This window comes from Enterobacter hormaechei subsp. hoffmannii, from assembly GCF_001729745.1.
GTDB lineage: Bacteria > Pseudomonadota > Gammaproteobacteria > Enterobacterales > Enterobacteriaceae > Enterobacter > Enterobacter intestinihominis.
Genome location: NZ_CP017186.1, coordinates 3,488,937 through 3,509,852, shown reverse-complemented (window position 1 = coordinate 3,509,852; position 20,916 = coordinate 3,488,937). Strand labels below are relative to the sequence as shown.

At 57.0% G+C, this 20,916-nt stretch carries 21 protein-coding genes and 5 tRNA genes; 17 read left to right on the top strand and 9 right to left on the bottom strand.

Features of this window, described 5'->3' with window-relative positions:
* Positions 1-90 precede the first annotated feature (90 nt).
* Entirely contained in the window at positions 91-1,224 is a 1,134-nt protein-coding gene (gene norW / locus BFV65_RS16480) for an NADH:flavorubredoxin reductase NorW (protein ID WP_046618616.1), read from the bottom strand.
* Positions 1,221-2,669 (bottom strand): anaerobic nitric oxide reductase flavorubredoxin, encoded by a 1,449-nt coding sequence (gene norV, locus BFV65_RS16475; protein ID WP_022649152.1) that lies wholly within the window; start codon positions 2,667-2,669, stop codon positions 1,221-1,223. The genes norW and norV overlap by 4 nt, the downstream gene beginning before the upstream one ends.
* A 187-nt stretch (positions 2,670-2,856) precedes the next feature.
* Here norV and norR point away from each other — a divergent pair, with 187 nt between their 5' ends.
* On the top strand, positions 2,857-4,371 hold the full coding sequence (gene norR / locus BFV65_RS16470) for a nitric oxide reductase transcriptional regulator NorR (RefSeq protein WP_023306813.1): 1,515 nt from the start codon (positions 2,857-2,859) through the stop codon (positions 4,369-4,371).
* On the opposite strand, the gene gutQ is transcribed toward norR, so the two are convergent.
* From gutQ to srlA, 7 genes are all read right to left on the bottom strand, one after another.
* On the bottom strand, positions 4,368-5,333 hold the full coding sequence (gene gutQ / locus BFV65_RS16465) for an arabinose-5-phosphate isomerase GutQ (RefSeq protein ID WP_023298458.1): 966 nt from the start codon (positions 5,331-5,333) through the stop codon (positions 4,368-4,370). The two genes, norR and gutQ, sit on opposite strands and share 4 nt — an antisense overlap.
* Positions 5,326-6,099, bottom strand: a complete 774-nt coding sequence (gene srlR / locus BFV65_RS16460) for a glucitol operon DNA-binding transcriptional repressor SrlR (RefSeq protein WP_069596896.1) — start codon at positions 6,097-6,099, stop codon at positions 5,326-5,328. Before srlR ends, gutQ begins: the two co-directional genes overlap by 8 nt.
* A 63-nt stretch (positions 6,100-6,162) precedes the next feature.
* Complete coding sequence (gutM, locus tag BFV65_RS16455) at positions 6,163-6,522, bottom strand: transcriptional regulator GutM (protein WP_069596895.1); 360 nt, start codon at positions 6,520-6,522, stop codon at positions 6,163-6,165.
* A 91-nt stretch (positions 6,523-6,613) separates the two neighbouring features.
* Positions 6,614-7,393, bottom strand: coding sequence for a sorbitol-6-phosphate dehydrogenase (gene srlD, locus BFV65_RS16450; protein WP_023298456.1), 780 nt, complete (start codon positions 7,391-7,393; stop codon positions 6,614-6,616).
* 14 nt (positions 7,394-7,407) lie between these two features.
* A complete protein-coding gene (gene srlB / locus BFV65_RS16445; protein WP_022649147.1) occupies positions 7,408-7,770 on the bottom strand; it encodes a PTS glucitol/sorbitol transporter subunit IIA in 363 nt (120 codons plus the stop codon).
* Between the two features lie 12 nt (positions 7,771-7,782).
* Complete coding sequence (srlE, locus tag BFV65_RS16440) at positions 7,783-8,742, bottom strand: PTS glucitol/sorbitol transporter subunit IIB (RefSeq protein WP_022649146.1); 960 nt, start codon at positions 8,740-8,742, stop codon at positions 7,783-7,785.
* Positions 8,739-9,302, bottom strand: a complete 564-nt coding sequence (gene srlA, locus BFV65_RS16435; RefSeq protein ID WP_003862164.1) for a PTS glucitol/sorbitol transporter subunit IIC — start codon at positions 9,300-9,302, stop codon at positions 8,739-8,741. Before srlA ends, srlE begins: the two co-directional genes overlap by 4 nt.
* 251 nt (positions 9,303-9,553) lie before the next feature.
* Here srlA and mltB point away from each other — a divergent pair, with 251 nt between their 5' ends.
* The 16 genes from mltB to BFV65_RS16355 all read left to right on the top strand — a co-directional run bounded on the left by mltB (position 9,554) and on the right by BFV65_RS16355 (position 20,914).
* A complete protein-coding gene (mltB, locus tag BFV65_RS16430; RefSeq protein ID WP_022649145.1) occupies positions 9,554-10,654 on the top strand; it encodes a lytic murein transglycosylase B in 1,101 nt (366 codons plus the stop codon).
* A gap of 268 nt (positions 10,655-10,922) precedes the next feature.
* A complete protein-coding gene (locus BFV65_RS16425) occupies positions 10,923-11,576 on the top strand; it encodes a metal ABC transporter ATP-binding protein (RefSeq protein WP_069596894.1) in 654 nt (217 codons plus the stop codon).
* The gene (locus BFV65_RS16420) at positions 11,573-12,433 is read left to right on the top strand and encodes a metal ABC transporter permease (protein ID WP_022649142.1); all 861 of its coding nucleotides are present in this window, start codon (positions 11,573-11,575) and stop codon (positions 12,431-12,433) included. Before BFV65_RS16425 ends, BFV65_RS16420 begins: the two co-directional genes overlap by 4 nt.
* Before the next feature lie 14 nt (positions 12,434-12,447).
* Complete coding sequence (locus BFV65_RS16415) at positions 12,448-13,326, top strand: metal ABC transporter substrate-binding protein (RefSeq protein WP_069596893.1); 879 nt, start codon at positions 12,448-12,450, stop codon at positions 13,324-13,326.
* A gap of 130 nt (positions 13,327-13,456) precedes the next feature.
* Positions 13,457-13,954, top strand: a complete 498-nt coding sequence (gene pncC / locus BFV65_RS16410; protein ID WP_003862172.1) for a nicotinamide-nucleotide amidase — start codon at positions 13,457-13,459, stop codon at positions 13,952-13,954.
* 89 nt (positions 13,955-14,043) lie between these two features.
* Positions 14,044-15,102 (top strand): recombinase RecA, encoded by a 1,059-nt coding sequence (gene recA / locus BFV65_RS16405; RefSeq protein ID WP_022649140.1) that lies wholly within the window; start codon positions 14,044-14,046, stop codon positions 15,100-15,102.
* Between the two features lie 68 nt (positions 15,103-15,170).
* Positions 15,171-15,671, top strand: coding sequence for a recombination regulator RecX (gene recX, locus BFV65_RS16400; RefSeq protein WP_069596892.1), 501 nt, complete (start codon positions 15,171-15,173; stop codon positions 15,669-15,671).
* Positions 15,672-15,802: 131 nt separating this feature from the next.
* Positions 15,803-18,430 (top strand): alanine--tRNA ligase, encoded by a 2,628-nt coding sequence (alaS, locus tag BFV65_RS16395; protein ID WP_023298452.1) that lies wholly within the window; start codon positions 15,803-15,805, stop codon positions 18,428-18,430.
* A gap of 241 nt (positions 18,431-18,671) precedes the next feature.
* Positions 18,672-18,857, top strand: coding sequence for a carbon storage regulator CsrA (gene csrA, locus BFV65_RS16390; protein ID WP_000906486.1), 186 nt, complete (start codon positions 18,672-18,674; stop codon positions 18,855-18,857).
* 342 nt (positions 18,858-19,199) lie between these two features.
* A tRNA-Ser gene (locus tag BFV65_RS16385) sits at positions 19,200-19,292 on the top strand.
* Between the two features lie 4 nt (positions 19,293-19,296).
* Positions 19,297-19,373 (top strand) — tRNA-Arg (locus BFV65_RS16380).
* Between the two features lie 64 nt (positions 19,374-19,437).
* Positions 19,438-19,514 (top strand) — tRNA-Arg (locus tag BFV65_RS16375).
* 64 nt (positions 19,515-19,578) lie between these two features.
* Positions 19,579-19,655 (top strand) — tRNA-Arg (locus BFV65_RS16370).
* 64 nt (positions 19,656-19,719) lie between these two features.
* Positions 19,720-19,796 (top strand) — tRNA-Arg (locus tag BFV65_RS16365).
* Positions 19,797-19,922: 126 nt separating this feature from the next.
* On the top strand, positions 19,923-20,489 hold the full coding sequence (gene yqaB / locus BFV65_RS16360) for a fructose-1-phosphate/6-phosphogluconate phosphatase (protein WP_069596891.1): 567 nt from the start codon (positions 19,923-19,925) through the stop codon (positions 20,487-20,489).
* On the top strand, positions 20,486-20,914 hold the full coding sequence (locus BFV65_RS16355) for a YqaA family protein (RefSeq protein ID WP_017692791.1): 429 nt from the start codon (positions 20,486-20,488) through the stop codon (positions 20,912-20,914). The genes yqaB and BFV65_RS16355 overlap by 4 nt, the downstream gene beginning before the upstream one ends.
* Positions 20,915-20,916 lie beyond the last annotated feature (2 nt).

Genomic DNA, 20,916 nt, shown 5'->3' with positions numbered 1-20,916 from the left:
GGCGGCGCTACGCTTGCGCGGGCCTACAAGGTTTACCGTTATGGTGTTAAGTAGGCCGGGTAAGCGGAGCGCCACCCGGCATGACGAGGGTTAAGCAGGTAACGATTTCAGCAGCGCGAAGGCCTCCTTCATTCTGTCTTCGCTGACGACAAAGGCGCGCATCTGACCGTCGGTATCGGTGCCGCGCGCCACCATGCCCTGCGGCGAAAGGGCAATCTGCCAGTCCAGATCCTGACGCTGCGTTTCACCTGCGAGATGCAGCGGTAATTCCGGCGTTTTTACCTTCACCAGCATGGCGGGTAATTTCACCGGAGCGTTGCCCCCGAGCAGGTTTTTCGCCAGGCACATGGCGCTTAACTGAATCGGTTGCAGGAACGGCAGCACCTGGCCGTTAATTTCCGCGCAGTCGCCCAGGGCATACATGTCCGGCTGGGTAGTTTGCAGGTAGCTGTTAACCTTCACGCCGCGGTTAATTTCGGCGCCTGCGCGGTGCGCCAGCGCCGTTTCCGGGCGCAGCCCCGTCGCCGCAATAACCACATCCACTTCCACCCTGCGGGTGCGGTCGAGCGTCGCACAAATGCCGGTTTCGGTTTTGCTCAGGCTCTGCAACTGCGATTTCAGCAGCAGATGCACGCCCATGTCGGTCAGACGATGCTGTAAGCGACTGCTTACTTCTGCCGGCATCAGCGCTGACAGAATGCTGGCCGCGTGGTCAACCAGGGTGACGGATTTTCCCGCCCGGCAGAAGTCCATCGCCAGCTCGGTGCCAATCAGCCCGCCGCCGACAATCATCACCCGCATGGCGTCGCGTAACAGGGTCTCGCTGGCCTGATACTCCTGCTGACTGTTGAGCGTGACCATCAACTCGCGGCCCTCAACCGGCGGCACAAACGCAGATGCCCCCGTCGCCAGCACCAGCTTGTCGTACTGCCAGGTTTTATCTTTCGCGTTCACCACGTGGGCGTCGGCGTCGATATCGGTGACCCAGGTGTACGGAAACAGACGCAGATTAAATTGTTCTGCAAACTCCCCCGCCGTCTGGCGGGTGAGATCGTCGGCGCGCTGATTTTGGCTAATGACGTGGCTTAAATCAGGCTTGTTGTACTCATCCATGCTGTCGGCGGCGATCACCGTCAACGGCACGTTAGCATCCTGTTTGCGGATATTTTTCACCAGCTGGCGGGCGGCAAAGCCCGAGCCGATAATGACGATGCCGTGGCTCATTTTGCCTCCGTTGCCAGTTCATCAAAGACGTCTTTTCCGAGGGAACATTCCGGGCAGAGGAAGTTGTCCGGCACCTCGCTCCACGGTGTACCCGGCGCGACATCCTGCAACGGCTCGCCCAGCTCGGGATCGTAAATCCACTGGCAGACGCTGCACTGCATGCAGGGGCCGAGGTCGGCAGCGGCAGGAGCGGCTTCTGCTACGGCTTCCGGCGCAGCAGCCGCGGCGGGTGCGGTTTCCGGCAGCGGCGCAAGCGCCCACTGGCGGGCAATGTCGCGACCGTGCTGGCGACAGATTTCCAGCGCGTCGAGATCCGGACGCCATTTCGCCTTCAGGCTCAGGGACATCTCAAAACCGGCATCCTGTAAACGGGTGGAGAGACGGTCTACCGCGCCGCCGCTCCAGCCGTGTGAACCAAAGGCGCTGGCGCGTTTGTTACGGAAGCGCAGGCCGGTCATCTCTTCCACCAGTCCGGCAATTTTCGGCATCATCACGTTATTCATGGTGGAGGTACCCACCAGCACGCCTTTGGAGCGGAAGACGTTGGTCAATACCTCATTCTTATCGCTGCGCGCCACGTTGAAGATTTTCACTGCCACGTTCGGGTCCACTTCGTTGATGCCCTGGGCAATGGCGTCCGCCATCATGCGGGTGTTGTTGGACATGGTGTCGTAGAAGATGGTGATGCGGTCTTCCTGATAGTCCGCCGCCCACTTCAGGTACAGCTCGACGATCTGGGTTGGATTTTCACGCCATACCACGCCGTGGGAGGTGGCAATCATATCCACCGGCAGGTTGAAGCCGAGGATCTCGGTGATTTTTGGCGTGACCAGACGGCTGAACGGCGTCAGGATGTTGGCGTAGTAGCGCTGGCACTGTTCGAACAGCTCGGTCTGATCCACTTCGTCGTTGAACAGACGTTCGTCGCAGTAGTGCTGGCCGAAGGCGTCGTTGCTGAACAGCACCGCGTCACCGGTCATGTAGGTCATCATACTGTCCGGCCAGTGCAGCATTGGGGTTTCCACGAAGATCAGCTGTTTGCCGTTGCCGATATCCAGCGTGTCGCCGGTTTTTACGGTGTGGAAGTTCCACTCCGGGTGGTGGTGGTGGCCGTTGATGGAGTCAATGGCGTTGGTGGTGCAGTAGATCGGGGTATCCGGGATGTGGGACATCAGCTCGGTCAGCGCCCCGGCGTGATCCTCTTCCGCGTGGTTGATGATGATGTAGTCGATGTCATTCAAATCGATTTCGCTGCGCAGGTTCTGCACGAACTCGCGGCTGAATTTGTGATCGACGGTATCGATCAGGACGTTTTTACCTTCACGAATGAGATAGCTGTTGTAGCTGCTGCCGCGCAGCGTTTTGTATTCCGTCCCGTGAAAATCACGTACTTCCCAGTCACGTTGACCCACCCAATGAATGTTATTTTTAACCAGAATAGACATAGCAACCTCAACTTAATACGGCGTTTTCAAATAAGATGACTGTCATATATCAAGTTGCGTGCCAGTTTTTTAACTTATTGAAAATAATGTATTTGTGTTTTGATTCTCCCTAATGGGTAGTCATTTTGACTATCTTAAAAATTGTCAATATGACACTATGTGTTGTCAAAATGACAGTGAGGCAGAGATGAGCTTTTCCGTAGATGTGCTGGCGAAGATCGCCATAGAACTGCAAACCGGTATTGGTCATCAGGACCGCTTTCAGCGGCTGATCTCCACGTTGCGCCACGTGCTGGATTGCGATGCCTCGGCGCTGCTGCGTTACGAAGGGCGGCAGTTTATTCCGCTGGCTATCGACGGTCTGGCGAAGGACGTACTCGGGCGGCGCTTTACCCTGGAGGGTCACCCGCGTCTGGAAACCATCGCCCGCGCGGGTGACGTGGTGCGTTTCCCGGCAGACAGCGATCTGCCCGATCCGTACGACGGCCTGATCCCCGGCCAGGAGAGCCTGAAGGTTCACGCCTGTATCGGCCTGCCGCTGTTTGCCGGGCAGAACCTGATTGGCGCGTTAACCCTCGATGGCATGTCGCCGGATCAGTTCGATACCTTCAGCGACGAAGAGCTACGGCTGATTGCCGCGCTGGCGGCCGGGGCGCTGAACAACGCCCTGCTGATAGAACAGCTGGAGAGCCAGAATATTCTTCCGGGTAGCCCGACGGCGTTTGAGCAGGTGGCGCACACCGAAATGATTGGCCTTTCGCCGGGCATGGCGCAGCTTAAAAAAGAGATTGAGATTGTCGCCGCGTCTGATTTGAACGTGCTGATCTTCGGGGAGACCGGCACCGGTAAAGAGCTGGTGGCGAAAGCGATCCACGAAGCCTCGCCCCGTGCGGTGAACCCGCTGGTCTATCTCAACTGCGCGGCGCTGCCGGAAAGCGTGGCGGAAAGCGAGCTGTTCGGACACGTCAAAGGGGCCTTTACCGGGGCGATCAGCAACCGCAGCGGCAAGTTCGAAATGGCTGATAACGGCACGCTGTTCCTCGATGAAATTGGCGAACTCTCCCTTTCGCTCCAGGCCAAACTGCTGCGGGTGTTGCAGTATGGCGATATTCAACGCGTAGGTGACGATCGCAGCTTACGTGTGGATGTGCGCGTGCTGGCGGCGACGAACCGCGATCTGCGCGAAGAGGTGCTGGCGGGGAATTTCCGCGCCGATCTGTTCCACCGTCTGAGCGTGTTCCCGCTCACGGTGCCGCCGCTGCGCGAGCGGGGCGATGATGTGGTGCTGCTGGCGGGCTTTTTCTGCGAACAGTGTCGGCTCAAAATGGGGCTTTCCCGCGTGGTGCTGAGCCCCGGCGCGAGGACGCACCTGCTGTGCTACGGCTGGCCGGGTAACGTGCGTGAACTGGAACATGCGATTCACCGCGCGGTGGTGCTGGCGCGGGCTACGCGTTCGGGGGATGAAGTGGTGATTCATGCGCGCCATTTCGCGCTGCATGAGGAAACGACGCCGTCCGTGAAGCCGGTGATACCTGAGAGCGTGAACGAAAACCTGCGCGAGGCGACGGATGCGTTCCAGCGTCAGATGATCACCCGCGCCCTGGAGCAGAATAACCGCAGCTGGGCGGCATGCGCGCGGGCGCTGGAGATGGACGTCGCCAACCTTCACAGGCTGGCGAAACGTCTGGGGCTTAAGGGTTAAATAATCCCCGCCTGGTAGAAGTCTTGCAGGTTGATCGCGCCGCACAGCCTGCCGTGCTCGTCCACCACCGGCGCAGCGGTGATTTTGCGCTTCATCAGCACCTCTTTGGCTTCAATGGCGCGGCTGTCGGCATTCAGCGTCAGCCCGCCCCGGGTCATTGCTTCGGATACCCGCGCCTCCAGCTTGCCGCCGCCTACCAGCCAGCGGCGCAGGTCGCCGTCGGTGAAGACGCCCTTCACCTGGCGGTCGTTGTCGCATACCGCAACCAGCCCCAGCCCGGTGCGGCTCAGCTCCAGCATGGCGTCCATCACGCTGGTGTCGAGTTTGACCTGAGGAATGGCATCGTCCGTGCGCATCAGATGGTGAACCTTGTTGAGCAGACGTGCCCCAAGCGCGCCAGCAGGATGGGAACGGGCGAAATCTTCCTCATTAAAACCGCGCGCCTGCATCACCGCCATCGCCAGCGCGTCGCCCATCATCAGCGTGTTGACGGTGCTGGAGGTCGGTGCCAGGTGCATCGGGCAGGCTTCGCGCTCAACGGAAATATCCAGCGTTGCTTTCGCGGCCAGCGCCAGCGGCGAACGGGATTTGCCGGTCATCGCTAACAGGGCTACCGATTTTTCTTGCAGGCGAGGGATGATGAGATCCAGCTCTTTGGCTGAACCGGAGTAGGAGATAAACAGCATCACGTCGCGGCTTTCGATCATCCCCAGATCGCCGTGCAGCGCTTCGGCAGGATGCACGAAGAACGCCGGTGTGCCGGTGCTGGCAAGCGTCGCGGCAATCTTCTTGCCGATATGACCGGATTTACCGATACCCGCCACGATCACTTTGCCCTCGCAGTGGATAATGGTGTTGGCTGCACGAACAAAATCCTCACCCAGACGCTCCGGCAGGCGGCTGGCTTCCTGTAGCTCCAGCAGCAGAGTCTGGCGGCCTGCGTTTAACAGAAAATCACTCATTTTTCTCTCCGGTTACGATCACGTCGATGCCCTTCGCTTCCAGCGCTTTTTTAAATGCCGGATCGATACCTGCGTCGGTAATCAGCTTATCGACGCTTTCAAGGCTACAGACAATGTTGGGGCTTTTACGGCCAAACTTCGACGAGTCCGCCATCAAAATCACTTCCCGCGCGGCGTTGCACATCGCTTTGCTGACGCTGAACACCTCGTTGAAGGTGGTCACGCCCGCGTTGAGGTCGATGCCGTCCGTGCCCATAAACAGCTTATCGAAGCTGAAGTGGTCGAAGGCATTCTCCGCCAGCTGCCCGTGAAACGACGCGGATTTTTTACGGAAGGTGCCACCGGGCATCAGGATGGTCTGCTCGCTGTCGAACTCTGCCAGGGCATTGACGATGTGCAGGCTGTTGGTCATCACGGTGATGTTATTAAAGCGGCTGAGCAGCGGGATCATCTGCAGGACGGTACTGCCAGCGTCGAGGATGATGGAATCGCCGTCCTGGATAAATTTGACCGCGGCTTCGGCAATCAGCGCTTTCTGGTGCGTATTAATCAGCGTCTTGTGATCGATAGGCGGGTCGGCTTCGTCTTTATTGAGCACCACGCCGCCGTAGGTACGAATGACGGCGCCGGAGTTTTCGAGCAACACCAGGTCCTTGCGTATTGTCGTGCCGGTGGTGTCAAAGTAGTGGGCCAGATCCTCTACCGAGCACTTTCCCTGCTTTTGCAGATGCTCAAGTATGGCCGCCTGCCGCTGACGTGGTTTCATAGGCGCTTCGTTCCTTACATTGCGAAATGATAATTCCGCAAGTTTATAACTTTCACAACGAAATTATCCATGTTTCAGATTAAGCGCTAATGATAGTGCATTCTGACAGAGTGAATCATGGGGGAAGATCACATCAGGTTGTAATTCATGCAGCAACATGCCGTTGATCGCCTGGATTTTCACCGGGCGGGCAAAGACGGTCATGCCGCGCATGATGAGGGAATCGCAGACCTTATTGTTTTCATCCAGCGCAACAGCGACGACAACCCGCGGTTTGAAGCGTCCGCCGGAACGCCCGACGCCCACACGGCCTTTCTGGCACAGGGCGTCAAAGGCGCGGTTAAACTGATGGATTTGCCAGCCGCCAAACGCCATCTGGCAGATCCAGGCGAGGGCGGCGAAGGTGATTAATGCGGTTACCATATCGGCTCCTTAATTGCCGGGTGGCGGCTGCGCCTTACCCGGCCTACGGGGGTTGTAGCCCCGGTAAGTGCAGCGCCACCGGGGATTAAACTCAGAACATCACCTGCCCACCGGTGACGTTAATCGACTGCCCGGTGCAGTACGAGGCTTTCGGGCTGGCGTAAAACAGCAGCATGTTCAGCACGTCCTGATAATCACACCCGCGCTTGAGCGGCACTTTGTCGATGTAGTACTGCTCCACTTCTTCAGCTTTGATGCCGAGCTTGGAGGCGTACTGCGGCAGCAGGGACTGGAACATCGGCGATTTCAACAGGTTACCCAGCATCAGCGAGTGAACGGTGATGCCGTATTCGGCCAGATCCAGCGCCAGAGACTGCGTCAGCCCCACGCCGCCAAACTTCGCCGCGCTGTAGCCGGAGTTGTGCTTGCTGCCCACTTTCCCGGATTTCGAGTTGATCTGAATGATGCGCCCCTGAATACCATCGCGGATCATCAGCCGGGAAAACTCACGGGCGCAGAGGAAATAGCCCACCAGATTCACCTGCAACGAGCGGTCAAAATCCCCCAGTTCGAAATCGCTGATAAAGGCCGCTTTCGCGATCCCCGCGCTGTAGACCAGCAGGTCGATACGCCCAAATATCTCATCTACGCCGCGGGCCAGCGCCATCACGCTCTGCTCGCTGGTGGCGTCGGCACCAAATCCGTACGCCATCCCTTCGCCAAACTCGGTGTTGATGGCGTCCGCCACGCGGGCGGCTTTTTCACTCTGAATGTCCACAACCGCCACGCGGTAACCCTCTGCGGCAAGCCCACGGCAGAGGAACTCGCCTAAGGTTTGTCCCCCACCAATGACAACGGCAACCTGACTCATGTGTTTCTCCTTAATTACGCAACAAATTTTAACGTACAGCCTGGTGTGACAGCCTGCGGAACCGGCCCCTCAACGTGAACCGTGCCGGGATACTCCGCCTGCGGTTGCCCGTCAAAACGCAGGGTGATGTGCCCCAGCTCGCGCAGGTTTTGTTCAGCGACGTCGCCGACGGCGGTCACGGCATAGCGCGCCTCGCCCAGCTCAAGCTGGCTCCCGGCCTTCAGCTCGCCGTTTAGCTCGCCGTGGCAGTGGATAAAGCAAAACTCTTCGATATCCGCAGGCGCCCCTTCGCGGAAGGTGATCAGCATCTGGTCGCTCAGCGCATCGGCCGCGCTCTGGCCGATGCGGGTAATGGTGGTCTGGTAAATCACGGTCATGGCAGGAACCTCTTATTGATAAATAAAGCCGGAGACAAACCAGGCAATCAGCACCGTGGGCGCGCCCGTCAGGAAGCGGCTCACCAGCACGGAGGGGACGCCCACGCGCACGGTGTCCTGACGTGCTTCCGCCAGCGACAGCCCGACGGGGATGAAGTCGCACGCCGCCTGAGCGTTAATGGCAAAAAGGGCAGGCAGAGCGAGGTGCGGGGGAATGTTGCCCAGACCAATCTGTACGCCAATCAGCACGCCGATGACCTGGGCAATCACCGCGCCCGGGCCGAGAAACGGCGACAGCAGCGGGAAGGAGCAGATCAGCGCCAGCGTCACCAGGCCGAGCGGGTGGCTGGCGAGCGGGGCGAGGCCGTGGGCAATCCAGTCGCCGAGGCCGGAGGCCATGATGATACCGATCAGCGCCGAGACGAACGCCATAAACGGCAGAATGGTTTTCAGCACCGTGTCGATGGTGTCGCGCCCGGACTGGAACAGCACCGCCACGGCGGACCCCATCCCCATCCCGACCTTCGCCAGCAGGCCATCGCTCTGCTCGGTGATTTTTTTGCTGGTGTCGTACTCGCGCGGGGCCGCTTTTTGCGGCGCGGATGTGCCATTCACCAGCGTGATGTTGTCCTCCTTCACCCCAGAGACATAAATATCCTCAAGGATGTACTGCGCCAGCGGGCCGGATTTCCCGGTGGAGTGAATATTTACCGTCGGAATGCGGCGCTTCGGATAGATGCCGCAGCGCAGCGTGCCGCCGCAGTCGATCACCGCCACGCCGATTTCCGCTTCCGGCGGTTCGCCTTCCTTGAAGCCGTCGACCGCTTCCCAGCCCGTCAGCTCGTGCAGCCTGTCGACGATCGCCGGGCGCGTGCCCGCGGTGATGTACACAATCTTTTTGCCTTCGGTGGCGTCGAACTCCAGCGGGCCGCCCCAGCCGCCCGTGCCTTTCTCAATGCGGATCCGGTTCATGCTGTAGCTCCTGAAAGATGGACTTTCTGTTCAAGCTGGATGCCCATTTTTTTCTCAAAAATGGCGGTGGTGAGATCCGTCACCCAGCCGCGGAAGAAGTTGGTGACCAGACCGACCAGCAGGTAGCTCACCGCCAGCGGGCCGAGCGGCAGGCCAAGCGTGGTAAGGCCGCTGGCGATCCCGAGATAAACGAACAACTCGCCGGGGTTGATGTGCGGGAACAGGCCGTTCATGGAATGGCAGCTGTAGGAGGCGGCGGCGTAATAGCTCGGCTTGTACTTCTCTGGCATAAAGCGGCCGAGGCTTAAGGTCATCGGGTTGCAGAACACAAAGGTGCCGATGAAGGGCAGGATCAGGTAACGGGACAGCGGGTTTCCGGCGCAGCGCTGGGCGAAGCGTTCAATACGCTGCTGGCCGATAAAGTTAATCAGCGCGTTCATGATTACCAGCAGGCTGATCAGCAGGGGCAGGATCCCGGTCACCATGCCGGTGAATACCTCGCCGCCTTTCTGAAAAAGCCCGATGAACCACTCGGCGCCGTGGGTGATGGTTTCTATCATTCTTCTCTCCTGTAGGGCGTTTGTTTTTGTCTGTTCGGGGCTAATAATAATCAAATTGAAAGCTTTTAAAGTGTTAATTAGATCTCACAATGAAAGAAAAATGGATTAATTTGAAAGATAATTGGTGGGGCGAATGATTTTCGATGGAAAAAAGCGCGGATTTGCGTTGGGGAGGTGTGTACCGCTTCCTTGAGGTGTTGCGGATGCTTTACCATACTGGGTTCTTACCGAACTCGTTAAATGGATGCCACATGTTCAAGCGTCGTTATGCAGCGCTGTTACCTGCGCTTATTCTCCTGTCCGCCTGTAGTAGCAAACCCAGGACTGAAGCTGTTCAACAAACGGCGGGCGCGCCTTCCGGCGGGTTCCTGCTTGAGCCGCAGCACAATATGATGCAGATGGGCGGCGACTTCGCGAATAACCCTGCGGCCGAACAGTTCATCGATAAAATGGTGAGCAAGCACGGTTTTGATCGCCAGCAGCTGCATGCCATTTTGTCTCAGGCGAAGCGTCTGGACTACGTGCTGCGCCTGATGGACAGGCAGGCGCCGACGGCCCAGGTGCCGACCGGGCCAAACGGGGCGTGGCTGCGCTATCGCAAACAGTTTATTACCCCGGACAACGTGCAAAATGGCGTGGTGTTCTGGAATCAGTATGAAGACGCCCTGAATCGTGCGTGGCAGGTCTATGGCGTGCCGCCGGAGATCATCGTCGGTATTATTGGGGTCGAGACTCGCTGGGGACGCATTATGGGTAAAACCCGCATCCTCGATGCGCTGGCGACGCTCTCCTTCAACTACCCGCGCCGCGCCGAGTATTTCTCCTCTGAACTGGAAACCTTCCTGCTGATGGCGCGAGACGAACAGGACGATCCGTTAGATCTGAAAGGGTCGTTCGCCGGTGCGATGGGCTACGGCCAGTTTATGCCGTCCTCCTATAAGCAGTACGCGGTAGATTTTAACGGGGATGGTCACATCAACCTGTGGGATCCCGAAGACGCCATTGGCAGCGTGGCCAACTACTTCAAAGCGCACGGCTGGACGCCGGGCGGCCAGGTGGCGGTGCAGGCGAACGGCGAGGCGTTTGGTCTGGAAAACGGATTTAAAACCAAATACAGCGTGGCGCAGCTTGCAGCGGCAGGCTTAACGCCGTCGCAGCCGCTGGGCAATGTTGACCAGGTGAGTCTGCTGCGCCTGGATGTCGGAACCGGTTATCAGTACTGGTTCGGACTGCCGAACTTCTACACCATTACCCGCTACAACCACAGCACGCACTATGCGATGGCGGTGTGGCAGCTGGGGCTGGCGGTGTCTCAGGCGCGTGTGCCGGCAGCGTCACCGTTTAGCCAGTAAGTCCCCTTATGCCTCCCTCTCCCTGTGGGAGAGGGCTGGGGTGAGGGCACCCGCCCGCACCTGTTTCCCGCAGAAACATTTCGCCACATTCCCATTTCACTCCCGCCGTTTACATCTTAATCGTCTTTCATTATTGTTATGTTATAACATAATTTTGAATTGAGATGTCCATGTCCCTGTTTTCTCTCTCATCCCCGGTTCGGCTGCTGCTGGCGCTGGTGCTCATTCTGTTTCTCGGCCTGGCCGTGCGCTGGGCGGTGGCGTTGCCATGATCGTGATGAACGACCTGGTAGCGGGTTACGATCGCCAGCCCGTTACGCGCGCACTGTCCGGCGTGATTGAACGCGGGAGCATGACCGCCATCGTCGGGGCCAACGGCTGCGGCAAATCCACGCTGCTGAAAACGCTCGCTGGCTTTCTTCCGCCCGTCAGCGGTACGTTTCGCTGGCAGGGGAGACGTCCGGTGGTGGGCTGGCTGGCGCAGCGTCACGCGCTGGAGGCGCAATTTCCTCTGACCGTGCAGGACGTGGTGAGCATGGGCTGCTGGCCAGCAATCTCGCTATTTGCCAGTTTTCGTCGGGATACCCGCATGCGCATTGCCGGCGCGCTTGAGCGCGTGGGGCTGGCGTCCATGGCGTTCTCTACCATAGATGAACTTTCCGGCGGCCAGTTTCAGCGCATGCTGTTTGCCCGCGTTTTGGTGCAGCAGGCGCCGCTGGTGATGCTGGATGAGCCTTTCACCGGCGTCGATGAAGCGACCTGCAACGTGCTGATGGATCTGATGCTGGAGATGTATATGCAGGGGCAGACCCTGCTGGCGGTTCTGCATGACAGCGAGCGCGTAGCACGTCACTTCCCGCAGACGTTACGTCTGGACGCTGATATTCCCCAATGGAAAACCGAGCGGGTGAGGGTGGCATGATCTGGCATACATTCTTCCAGCCGTTTATTGAGTACGGCTTTATGCGCCGTGCACTGGTGGTTTGCCTGGCGCTCTCCGTCAGCACCACTGCGCTGGGCGTATTTCTTCAGCTGCGTCGGATGAGCCTGATGGGGGACGCCCTTTCTCACGCCATTTTGCCGGGTGTCGCGGTGGGCTATCTGCTCAGCGGGATGTCGCTGCTGGCAATGACTGTCGGCGGGTTTATTGCCGGGATCGCCGTTGCGCTGGTGGCCGGGCTGGTCAGCCGCCGCACGCCCCTTAAAGAGGATGCCAGCTTCGCGGGGTTTTACCTGGGTTCCCTGGCGCTGGGCGTCACGCTGGTGTCGCTGCGCGGTTCAAATGTCGATCTGCTTCATCTTCTGTTTGGCTCCATTCTCGCCGTGGATAGCGCGTCAGCCCTGTTCGTGACGGGCGTTTGCATGTTCACGCTCCTCACGCTGGCGATGTTTTATCGTGGGCTGGTCAGCGAAGCGTTCGATACCGCGTGGTTGCAGGTGAACGCGCGCTGGCTGCCCGGGATGTTACACGGTCTGTTTCTGGCGCTGCTGGTGCTCAACCTGGTGGCCGGTTTTCAGGTGCTCGGCACGTTGATGGCCGTCGGGCTGATGATGTTACCCGCCGTGGCGGCACGCTGCTGGGTGCGCACCCTGCCAGGGTTACTTCTGATGGCGGGTATCAGCGGTATTTTTTGCGCGTGGCTGGGCTTAAGCCTTTCCTGGGCAGTGAGTCTGCCCGCCGGGCCCTCCATTGTGCTGACCGCCAGCGCATTGTTCTTTATTTCCGTTTTATTTGGCACGCGCAGCAGGCTGGCGGATAGCCTGCGGGCGCTTTTTTAACGCAAGGGGAAACGATGAAACGTACAGGGTTAGCCGTGGCGCTCGCGCTCGGCATGATGACGCACGGCGTAATGGCGAAAACGCTTAATGTGGTGACCAGCTTTTCCATCCTGGGAGACATCACGCAGCAGGTTGGCGGCGATCGTGTGAAGGTGACGACGCTGGTGGGGCCGGACGGTGATCCCCATACTTTCGAACCCTCGCCCAAAGACAGCGCGGCGTTGAGTAAAGCTGACGTGGTGGTGGTCAATGGGCTGGGGCTGGAGGGCTGGCTCGATCGTCTGGTGAAAGCCTCCGGATTCAAAGGCCAGCTGGTGGTTGCTTCGGACGGCGTGAAAACGCACACGCTGGAAGAGGACGGTAAAACCGTGACCGATCCGCACGCGTGGAACAGCGCGGCGAACGGCGCGCTGTATGCGCAAAATATTCTCTCAGGGCTGGTGAAGGCCGATCCTGAAGATACGGCGGCGCTTGAAGCTACCGGTAAACCCTATATTACGCAGCTCTCTCAGCTGGACGGTTGGGCTAAAAAGCGTTTCAGCGACATCCCACAGGCGAAGCGCAAAGTGCTGACCAGCCACGATGCCTTCGGCTATTTCAGCCGCGCCTACGGCGTGACGTTTATGGCGCCGCAGGGGCTGACGTCTGAGAGTGAAGCCAGCGCGGCGCAGGTAGCGGAGATCATCAATCAGATTAAAGCTGACGGCGTGAAAACCTGGTTTATGGAAAACCAGCTTGATCCGCGCCTGGTGAAGCAGATCGCGACCGCCACGGGCGCCCAGCCGGGCGGTGAACTTTACCCGGAAGCGCTGTCCGCGAAGGGCGGCGTGGCGGACACCTACGTCAAGGCGTTTCGCCACAATGTGGATACCCTCGCTAACAGCATGAAATAAGCGTCTCTCTGGCCGGTGCGCCCGCATCGGCTTTTTTCTGAAGCCCCCTCGTAAAACCCGACGCGCATCCCCATATTTGATGAGAAAGTGCTATCTTGTGCTGCATGTTTTTCTAAGGCCTGGAGCGAGAATGACTGACCATGAATTGATGCAGCTAAGCGAAGTGGTGGGGCTGGCGCTGAAACAGCGCGGCGCGACTCTCACGACCGCAGAATCCTGCACCGGCGGCTGGGTGGCGAAAGCAATTACCGATATTGCTGGCAGTTCCGCCTGGTTTGAACGCGGCTTTGTGACCTACAGTAACGAGGCTAAAGCGCAGATGATTGGCGTGCGTGAAGCCACGCTTGAGCAGCATGGCGCGGTCAGCGAGCCGGTGGTGATCGAAATGGCGATTGGCGCGCTGAAAGAGGCGCGCGCAGATTACGCTATCTCCATCAGCGGTATCGCGGGGCCGGACGGCGGCAGCGACGTGAAGCCTGTCGGCACCGTCTGGTTTGGCTTTGCCACCTCAAAAGGTGAAGGGATCACCCGCCGGGAATGCTTCAGCGGCGATCGCGAAAGCGTGCGTCGTCAGGCAACGGAATACGCGTTAAAAACGCTCTGGCAACAATTTCTACAAAATACTTGATACTGTATGACTATACAGTATAATTGCCTCAACAGAACAGAAGTCCATGGTGAAGCGCAGTTGCTTCTCCCGGCATGACAGGAGTAATAATGGCTATCGACGAAAACAAACAGAAAGCGTTGGCGGCAGCACTGGGCCAGATCGAAAAGCAATTCGGTAAAGGCTCCATCATGCGCCTGGGTGAAGACCGTTCCATGGATGTGGAAACTATCTCCACTGGTTCGCTTTCTCTTGATATCGCACTGGGCGCTGGCGGTTTGCCGATGGGCCGTATCGTAGAAATCTACGGTCCGGAATCCTCGGGTAAAACCACCCTGACGTTGCAGGTTGTTGCGGCGGCACAGCGCGAAGGTAAAACCTGTGCGTTTATCGATGCCGAGCACGCGCTGGACCCGGTCTATGCCCGTAAACTGGGCGTTGATATCGACAACCTGCTGTGCTCCCAGCCGGACACCGGCGAGCAGGCACTGGAAATTTGTGACGCGCTGGCGCGCTCAGGTGCGGTTGACGTGATCATCGTCGACTCCGTTGCGGCGCTGACGCCAAAAGCGGAAATTGAAGGTGAAATCGGTGACTCTCACATGGGCCTCGCGGCACGTATGATGAGCCAGGCGATGCGTAAGCTGGCGGGTAACCTGAAGCAGTCCAATACGCTGCTGATCTTCATCAACCAGATCCGTATGAAAATTGGTGTAATGTTCGGTAACCCGGAAACCACCACCGGCGGTAACGCTCTGAAATTCTACGCTTCTGTCCGTCTGGATATCCGCCGTATCGGCGCGGTGAAAGAAGGGGATAACGTCGTCGGTAGCGAAACCCGCGTGAAGGTTGTGAAGAACAAAATCGCAGCACCGTTCAAACAGGCTGAATTCCAGATCCTCTACGGCGAAGGTATCAACTTCCTCGGCGAGCTGGTTGACCTGGGCGTGAAAGAGAAGCTGATTGAAAAAGCGGGCGCATGGTACAGCTACAACGGTGACAAGATTGGTCAGGGTAAAGCGAATGCTATCTCCTGGCTGAAAGAGAACCCGGCGGCGGCGAAAGAGATTGAGAAAAAGGTGCGTGAACTCCTGCTGAGCAACCAGGACTCTAAACCTGATTTCGTGGTCGACGGCGCGGATGCTGAAGAAACCAACGAAGATTTTTAATCCTCTCGGATAAAAATGAAGGGCTGCTGATGCGGCCCTTTTTGCATTTCTGAATCGACAGGTTTTTTATGAGTGAACCGACATCACGCCGACCAGCCTACTCACGCTTGCTGGATCGGGCCGTGCGTATTCTTGCCGTGCGTGACCATAGCGAACAGGAGCTGCGGCGGAAACTGTCAGCGCCCGTCATGAGCAAAAACGGTCCGGAAGACATTGATGCCACCGCGGAAGATTATGACCGCGTGGTTGCCTGGTGCTACGAGCATCACTATCTGGATGACGGCCGTTTTGCCGCTCGCTTTCTTGCCAGCCGTGGTCGTAAAGGCTATGGGCCAGCGCGTATCCGCCAGGAGCTGAACCAGAAAGGTGTAGCCCGTGAATCGATTGAAAAAGCCATGCGCGAAAGTGAAATCGACTGGCGCGAACTGGCGCGTGAGCAGGCGGTACGAAAGTACGGTGAGCCGCTGCCGCGTGAATTTTCAGAAAAAGTTAAAATCCAGCGCTTTTTGCTCTACCGCGGCTTCCTGATGGAAGATATTCAGGATATCTGGCGTAATTTTACCGATTGAACGCATGCGGGATTTTACTTCCCACTAAAGAAAACTTATCTTATTCCCACTTTTTCCAGTAGCTGGTCCGTCCAACTGTTTACAGATACAGATCTGCTGCGACATTTCGTTAGCTTGATTTCAGGATAATTATGAGCAAGAGCACCGCTGAGATCCGTCAGGCGTTTCTCGATTTTTTCCATAGTAAGGGACACCAGGTTGTTGCCAGCAGCTCCCTGGTACCGAACAATGACCCGACTCTGCTGTTTACCAACGCCGGGATGAACCAGTTCAAGGATGTGTTCCTTGGTCTCGACAAGCGTAATTATTCCCGCGCCACAACCTCACAGCGTTGCGTGCGTGCGGGCGGTAAACACAACGATCTGGAAAACGTCGGTTACACCGCGCGCCACCACACTTTCTTCGAAATGCTGGGTAACTTCAGCTTCGGCGACTACTTCAAACACGATGCCATTCAATATGCGTGGGAACTGCTGACCGGTGAAAACTGGTTTAATCTGCCGAAAGAGCGTCTGTGGGTGACCGTGTATGAGACCGATGACGAAGCGTTCGACATCTGGGAAAAAGAAGTGGGTATCCCTCGCGAACGTATCATCCGTATCGGTGACAACAAAGGCGCGCCTTACGCGTCTGATAACTTCTGGCAGATGGGTGACACCGGCCCTTGCGGTCCGTGCACCGAGATCTTCTACGATCATGGTGACCACATCTGGGGCGGCCCTCCGGGAAGCGCGGAAGAAGATGGCGATCGCTACATTGAGATCTGGAACATCGTCTTCATGCAGTTCAACCGTCAGGCCGACGGCACCATGGAGCCGCTGCCAAAACCGTCCGTAGATACCGGTATGGGTCTTGAGCGTATCGCGGCCGTTCTGCAACACGTTAACTCCAACTATGAGATTGACCTGTTCAGCACCCTGATCAAAGCCGTTGCCGAAGTGACGGGCGCAACCGATCTGAACAACAAATCACTGCGCGTTATCGCAGACCATATTCGTTCTTGTGCGTTCCTGATTGCTGACGGCGTTATCCCGTCGAATGAAAACCGTGGCTATGTGCTGCGTCGTATCATTCGTCGTGCGATCCGTCATGGCAACATGCTGGGCGCGAAGGACACCTTCTTCTATAAACTCGTTGGGCCACTGATTGGCGTGATGGGCTCTGCCGGTGACGAGCTGAAACGCCAGCAGGCGCAGGTTGAACAGGTTCTGAAAACCGAAGAAGAGCAGTTTGCCCGTACGCTGGAGCGCGGACTGGCGCTGCTGGACGACGAGCTGGCGAAACTCAAGGGTGACACGCTGGATGGCGAAACCGCTTTCCGCCTGTACGACACCTACGGCTTCCCGGTTGACCTGACGGCGGACGTTTGCCGCGAGCGCAACATCAAAGTTGACGAAGCAGGCTTTGAAGCCGCAATGGAAGAGCAGCGTCGTCGTGCGCGTGAATCCAGCGGTTTTGGCGCGGACTACAACGCGATGATCCGCGTTGATAGCGCGTCTGAATTTAAAGGCTACGAAGAGCTGGCTCTGACCAGCAACGTGACCGCGCTGTTTGTTGACGGTAAAGCCGTAGACAGCATTAGCGCAGGTCAGGACGCGGTTGTTATTCTGGATAAAACACCGTTCTATGCGGAATCCGGCGGCCAGGTTGGCGATAAAGGCGAACTGAAAGGCAATGGCTTCAGCTTCAGCGTAAGCGATACCCAGAAATACGGTCAGGCAATTGGTCACCAGGGCAAACTGGTTTCCGGTTCTCTGAAAGTGGGCGAGGGCGTTCAGGCCAACGTTGACGAAGCTCGCCGCGCGCGCATTCGTCTGAACCACTCGGCAACCCACCTGATGCACGCAGCCCTGCGCGAAGTGCTGGGTACGCACGTTGCACAGAAAGGTTCTCTGGTTAACGACAAAGTGCTGCGTTTCGACTTCTCGCATTTTGAAGCGATGAAGCCGTCTGAAATTCGTGCGGTGGAAGACCTGGTGAATGCCCAGATCCGCCGCAACCTGCCAATCGAAACCCACATCATGGATCTTGAGGCAGCGAAGAAGAAAGGTGCGATGGCGCTGTTTGGCGAGAAATATGACGACCGCGTTCGCGTGCTGAGCATGGGCGACTTCTCTACCGAACTGTGTGGCGGTACTCACGCATCCCGCACCGGTGACATCGGCTTGTTCCGCATCGTTTCCGAGTCGGGTACGGCGGCAGGCGTGCGTCGTATTGAGGCGGTGACCGGGGAAGGTGCAATTGCCAGCCTGCATGCGCAGAGCGACCAGCTGCACGAGATCGCGCAGCTGCTGAAAGGCGATAGCCAAAACCTGGGCGAGAAAGTGCGTGTCGCGCTGGATCGTACCCGTCAGCTGGAAAAAGAACTCCAGCAGCTGAAAGAACAGGCTGCGGCGCAGGAGAGCGCAAACCTCTCCAGCAAAGCGGTAGACATTAAGGGCGTCAAACTGCTGGTCAGCGACCTGGCGGGCGTTGAGCCTAAGATGCTGCGTACCATGGTCGACGATCTGAAGAACCAGCTTGGTTCGACGATTATCGTGCTGGCAACGGTCGCAGAGGGTAAGGTTTCTCTGATTGCGGGCGTCTCTAAGGATGTGACGGATCGTGTCAAAGCAGGGGAACTGATTGGCATGGTCGCCCAGCAGGTGGGTGGCAAAGGTGGCGGTCGTCCGGACATGGCGCAAGCCGGTGGTACGGATGCGGCGGCACTTCCCGCGGCATTAGCCAGCGTTGAAAGCTGGGTAAGCGCGAAACTGTAATAACTACAAAGCACAAGCAGACGCCATAACGGTAACGTTATGGCGTCTTGCTCACTGCGCTATCGATAACGATAAAGTCAGGTTGAGTTTGTGTATATCGGCTAAACTTACGTTTAACAGAATGTGATGCCGTGACTGCTTACACTTTACGTGTTTGTCATCGCTTACTTTTTGGCGTTATATGATGGATAATGCCGGGATACAAGAGACCCGACTCTTTTAATCTTTCAAGGAGCAAAGAATGCTGATTCTGACTCGTCGAGTTGGTGAGACCCTCATGATTGGGGATGAGGTCACCGTGACAGTTTTAGGGGTAAAGGGTAACCAGGTACGTATTGGTGTTAACGCTCCTAAAGAAGTATCTGTCCACCGTGAAGAGATCTACCAGCGTATCCAGGCTGAAAAATCCCAGCAGTCCAGTTACTGATATTGTCGCGTCTCGCTGTCGGGCGAGACGCAACCCTCCCGCAATTTTTCATGCATAAAGTTACCGTTCTATTTCAAACGCTTCGTTTTTGACCACTCTCATAATCTTATCTCATCCAAATGACGCGCTTCTCTCAACACAATTCTGTGAAGATGCCTGCAAAATCCGCTTATAAAACACTCTCTTTGCGGCTTTTACATGCGAATTGCGTGCGAATTGTGCAAACGAAAAAAGCATGTGGAAAATTGTTTGACTTATAAGTCCCAGAAAGTAATATATGCGCCACGCAGCGACGAGAAGCTCTTAACGAGTTGCTCGAAGCACTCGAAAGAGGCGTTGTGTGGTGAGGTGGCCGAGAGGCTGAAGGCGCTCCCCTGCTAAGGGAGTATGCGGTCAAAAGCTGCATCCGGGGTTCGAATCCCCGCCTCACCGCCATTTTGCATCCGTAGCTCAGCTGGATAGAGTACTCGGCTACGAACCGAGCGGTCGGAGGTTCGAATCCTCCCGGATGCACCATCTATTACTTCATATTGCTTTCGAAGTGATATGAATATCGAGCAGTACAGTAGTAAATCCCGATGCATCCGTAGCTCAGCTGGATAGAGTACTCGGCTACGAACCGAGCGGTCGGAGGTTCGAATCCTCCCGGATGCACCATCTATTACTTCATATTGCTTTCGAAGTGATATGAATATCGAGCAGTACAGTAGTAAATCCCGATGCATCCGTAGCTCAGCTGGATAGAGTACTCGGCTACGAACCGAGCGGTCGGAGGTTCGAATCCTCCCGGATGCACCATTTTTTAATTCATATTGCTTTTGAAGTGATATGAGTATCGAGAAGTACAGCAGCAAATCCCGATGCATCCGTAGCTCAGCTGGATAGAGTACTCGGCTACGAACCGAGCGGTCGGAGGTTCGAATCCTCCCGGATGCACCATCTCTTCTTGTGATCCCCTTCGATGTTTAGTTCTTAATCACTCTCATTGTTATCACTTCGCAATCAGCGACAAAAATCCCCTTTTACGATAAAGTAATGCTTTGTTAATCGTTTAGCGAGAGCACGATGTACGCACAGTATGACGGTTTGATCTTCGACATGGACGGCACCCTCCTGGATACCGAACCCACGCATCGTCAGGCCTGGACCGAAGTCCTGGGCCGTTACGGTATGCGCTTCGATTTACAGGCGATGATTGCCCTCAACGGATCGCCCACCTGGCGTATCGCACAGGCCGTGATTGAGCTGAATCAGGCCGATCTCGACCCGCACCAGCTCGCGCGTGAAAAAACCGACGCGGTAAAAGCCATACTGTTAGACACCGTGCAGCCTTTACCACTCATTGACGTCGTCAAGGAGTGGCACGGCCGTCGTCCTATGTCTGTCGGTACGGGCAGCGAGAGCGCGATTGCTGAAGCGCTACTCAAACACCTTGGCCTGCGCCACTATTTTTCTGCCGTCGTTGCCGCCGATCATGTTAAACATCACAAACCCGCACCGGATACCTTCCTGCGCTGTGCAGAATTAATGGGTGTACCACCTGCAAAATGCGTGGTGTTTGAAGATGCTGATTTTGGCATTCAGGCCGCGCGTGATGCCGGAATGGCGGCGGTGGAGGTTCGCTTACTGTGAGTGACGCGCTGTCACTCGCTTCATTATTCGCCAGCAGTTTTTTAAGCTCCACCCTCTTACCGGGGAATTCGGAAGTGGTGCTGGTGGCGATGCTGCTGTCCGGCGTGAGTCAGCCCTGGTTGCTGGTCTTAATAGCAACAATGGGTAATAGCCTTGGAGGGCTGACTAACGTTATTCTTGGACGTTTCTTTCCGCTACGCGAAAAATCTCGCTGGCAGGAAAAGGCAGTGGGCTGGCTAAAACGCTATGGCGCTGCCACGCTGTTATTAAGCTGGATGCCTGTAATAGGCGATTTACTGTGTCTGCTGGCGGGATGGATGCGCATCTCCTGGGGACCGGTGCTCTTTTTTTTGTGCCTTGGCAAGGCGTTACGCTATGTTTTACTGGCATGGGTAACACTACAGGGTATGACGTGGTGGCACTAATT

Excerpts from the sequence above, each read along its gene's own strand:
- norW (WP_046618616.1), bottom strand. The coding sequence starts at position 1,224 with ATGAGCCACGGCATCGTCATTATCGGCTCGGGCTTTGCCGCCCGCCAG.
- norV (WP_022649152.1), bottom strand. The coding sequence starts at position 2,669 with ATGTCTATTCTGGTTAAAAATAACATTCATTGGGTGGGTCAACGTGAC.
- norR (WP_023306813.1), top strand. The coding sequence starts at position 2,857 with ATGAGCTTTTCCGTAGATGTGCTGGCGAAGATCGCCATAGAACTGCAA.
- gutQ (WP_023298458.1), bottom strand. The coding sequence starts at position 5,333 with ATGAGTGATTTTCTGTTAAACGCAGGCCGCCAGACTCTGCTGCTGGAG.
- srlR (WP_069596896.1), bottom strand. The coding sequence starts at position 6,099 with ATGAAACCACGTCAGCGGCAGGCGGCCATACTTGAGCATCTGCAAAAG.
- gutM (WP_069596895.1), bottom strand. The coding sequence starts at position 6,522 with ATGGTAACCGCATTAATCACCTTCGCCGCCCTCGCCTGGATCTGCCAG.
- srlD (WP_023298456.1), bottom strand. The coding sequence starts at position 7,393 with ATGAGTCAGGTTGCCGTTGTCATTGGTGGGGGACAAACCTTAGGCGAG.
- srlB (WP_022649147.1), bottom strand. The coding sequence starts at position 7,770 with ATGACCGTGATTTACCAGACCACCATTACCCGCATCGGCCAGAGCGCG.
- srlE (WP_022649146.1), bottom strand. The coding sequence starts at position 8,742 with ATGAACCGGATCCGCATTGAGAAAGGCACGGGCGGCTGGGGCGGCCCG.
- srlA (WP_003862164.1), bottom strand. The coding sequence starts at position 9,302 with ATGATAGAAACCATCACCCACGGCGCCGAGTGGTTCATCGGGCTTTTT.
- mltB (WP_022649145.1), top strand. The coding sequence starts at position 9,554 with ATGTTCAAGCGTCGTTATGCAGCGCTGTTACCTGCGCTTATTCTCCTG.
- BFV65_RS16425 (WP_069596894.1), top strand. The coding sequence starts at position 10,923 with ATGATCGTGATGAACGACCTGGTAGCGGGTTACGATCGCCAGCCCGTT.
- BFV65_RS16420 (WP_022649142.1), top strand. The coding sequence starts at position 11,573 with ATGATCTGGCATACATTCTTCCAGCCGTTTATTGAGTACGGCTTTATG.
- BFV65_RS16415 (WP_069596893.1), top strand. The coding sequence starts at position 12,448 with ATGAAACGTACAGGGTTAGCCGTGGCGCTCGCGCTCGGCATGATGACG.
- pncC (WP_003862172.1), top strand. The coding sequence starts at position 13,457 with ATGACTGACCATGAATTGATGCAGCTAAGCGAAGTGGTGGGGCTGGCG.
- recA (WP_022649140.1), top strand. The coding sequence starts at position 14,044 with ATGGCTATCGACGAAAACAAACAGAAAGCGTTGGCGGCAGCACTGGGC.
- recX (WP_069596892.1), top strand. The coding sequence starts at position 15,171 with ATGAGTGAACCGACATCACGCCGACCAGCCTACTCACGCTTGCTGGAT.
- alaS (WP_023298452.1), top strand. The coding sequence starts at position 15,803 with ATGAGCAAGAGCACCGCTGAGATCCGTCAGGCGTTTCTCGATTTTTTC.
- csrA (WP_000906486.1), top strand. The coding sequence starts at position 18,672 with ATGCTGATTCTGACTCGTCGAGTTGGTGAGACCCTCATGATTGGGGAT.
- yqaB (WP_069596891.1), top strand. The coding sequence starts at position 19,923 with ATGTACGCACAGTATGACGGTTTGATCTTCGACATGGACGGCACCCTC.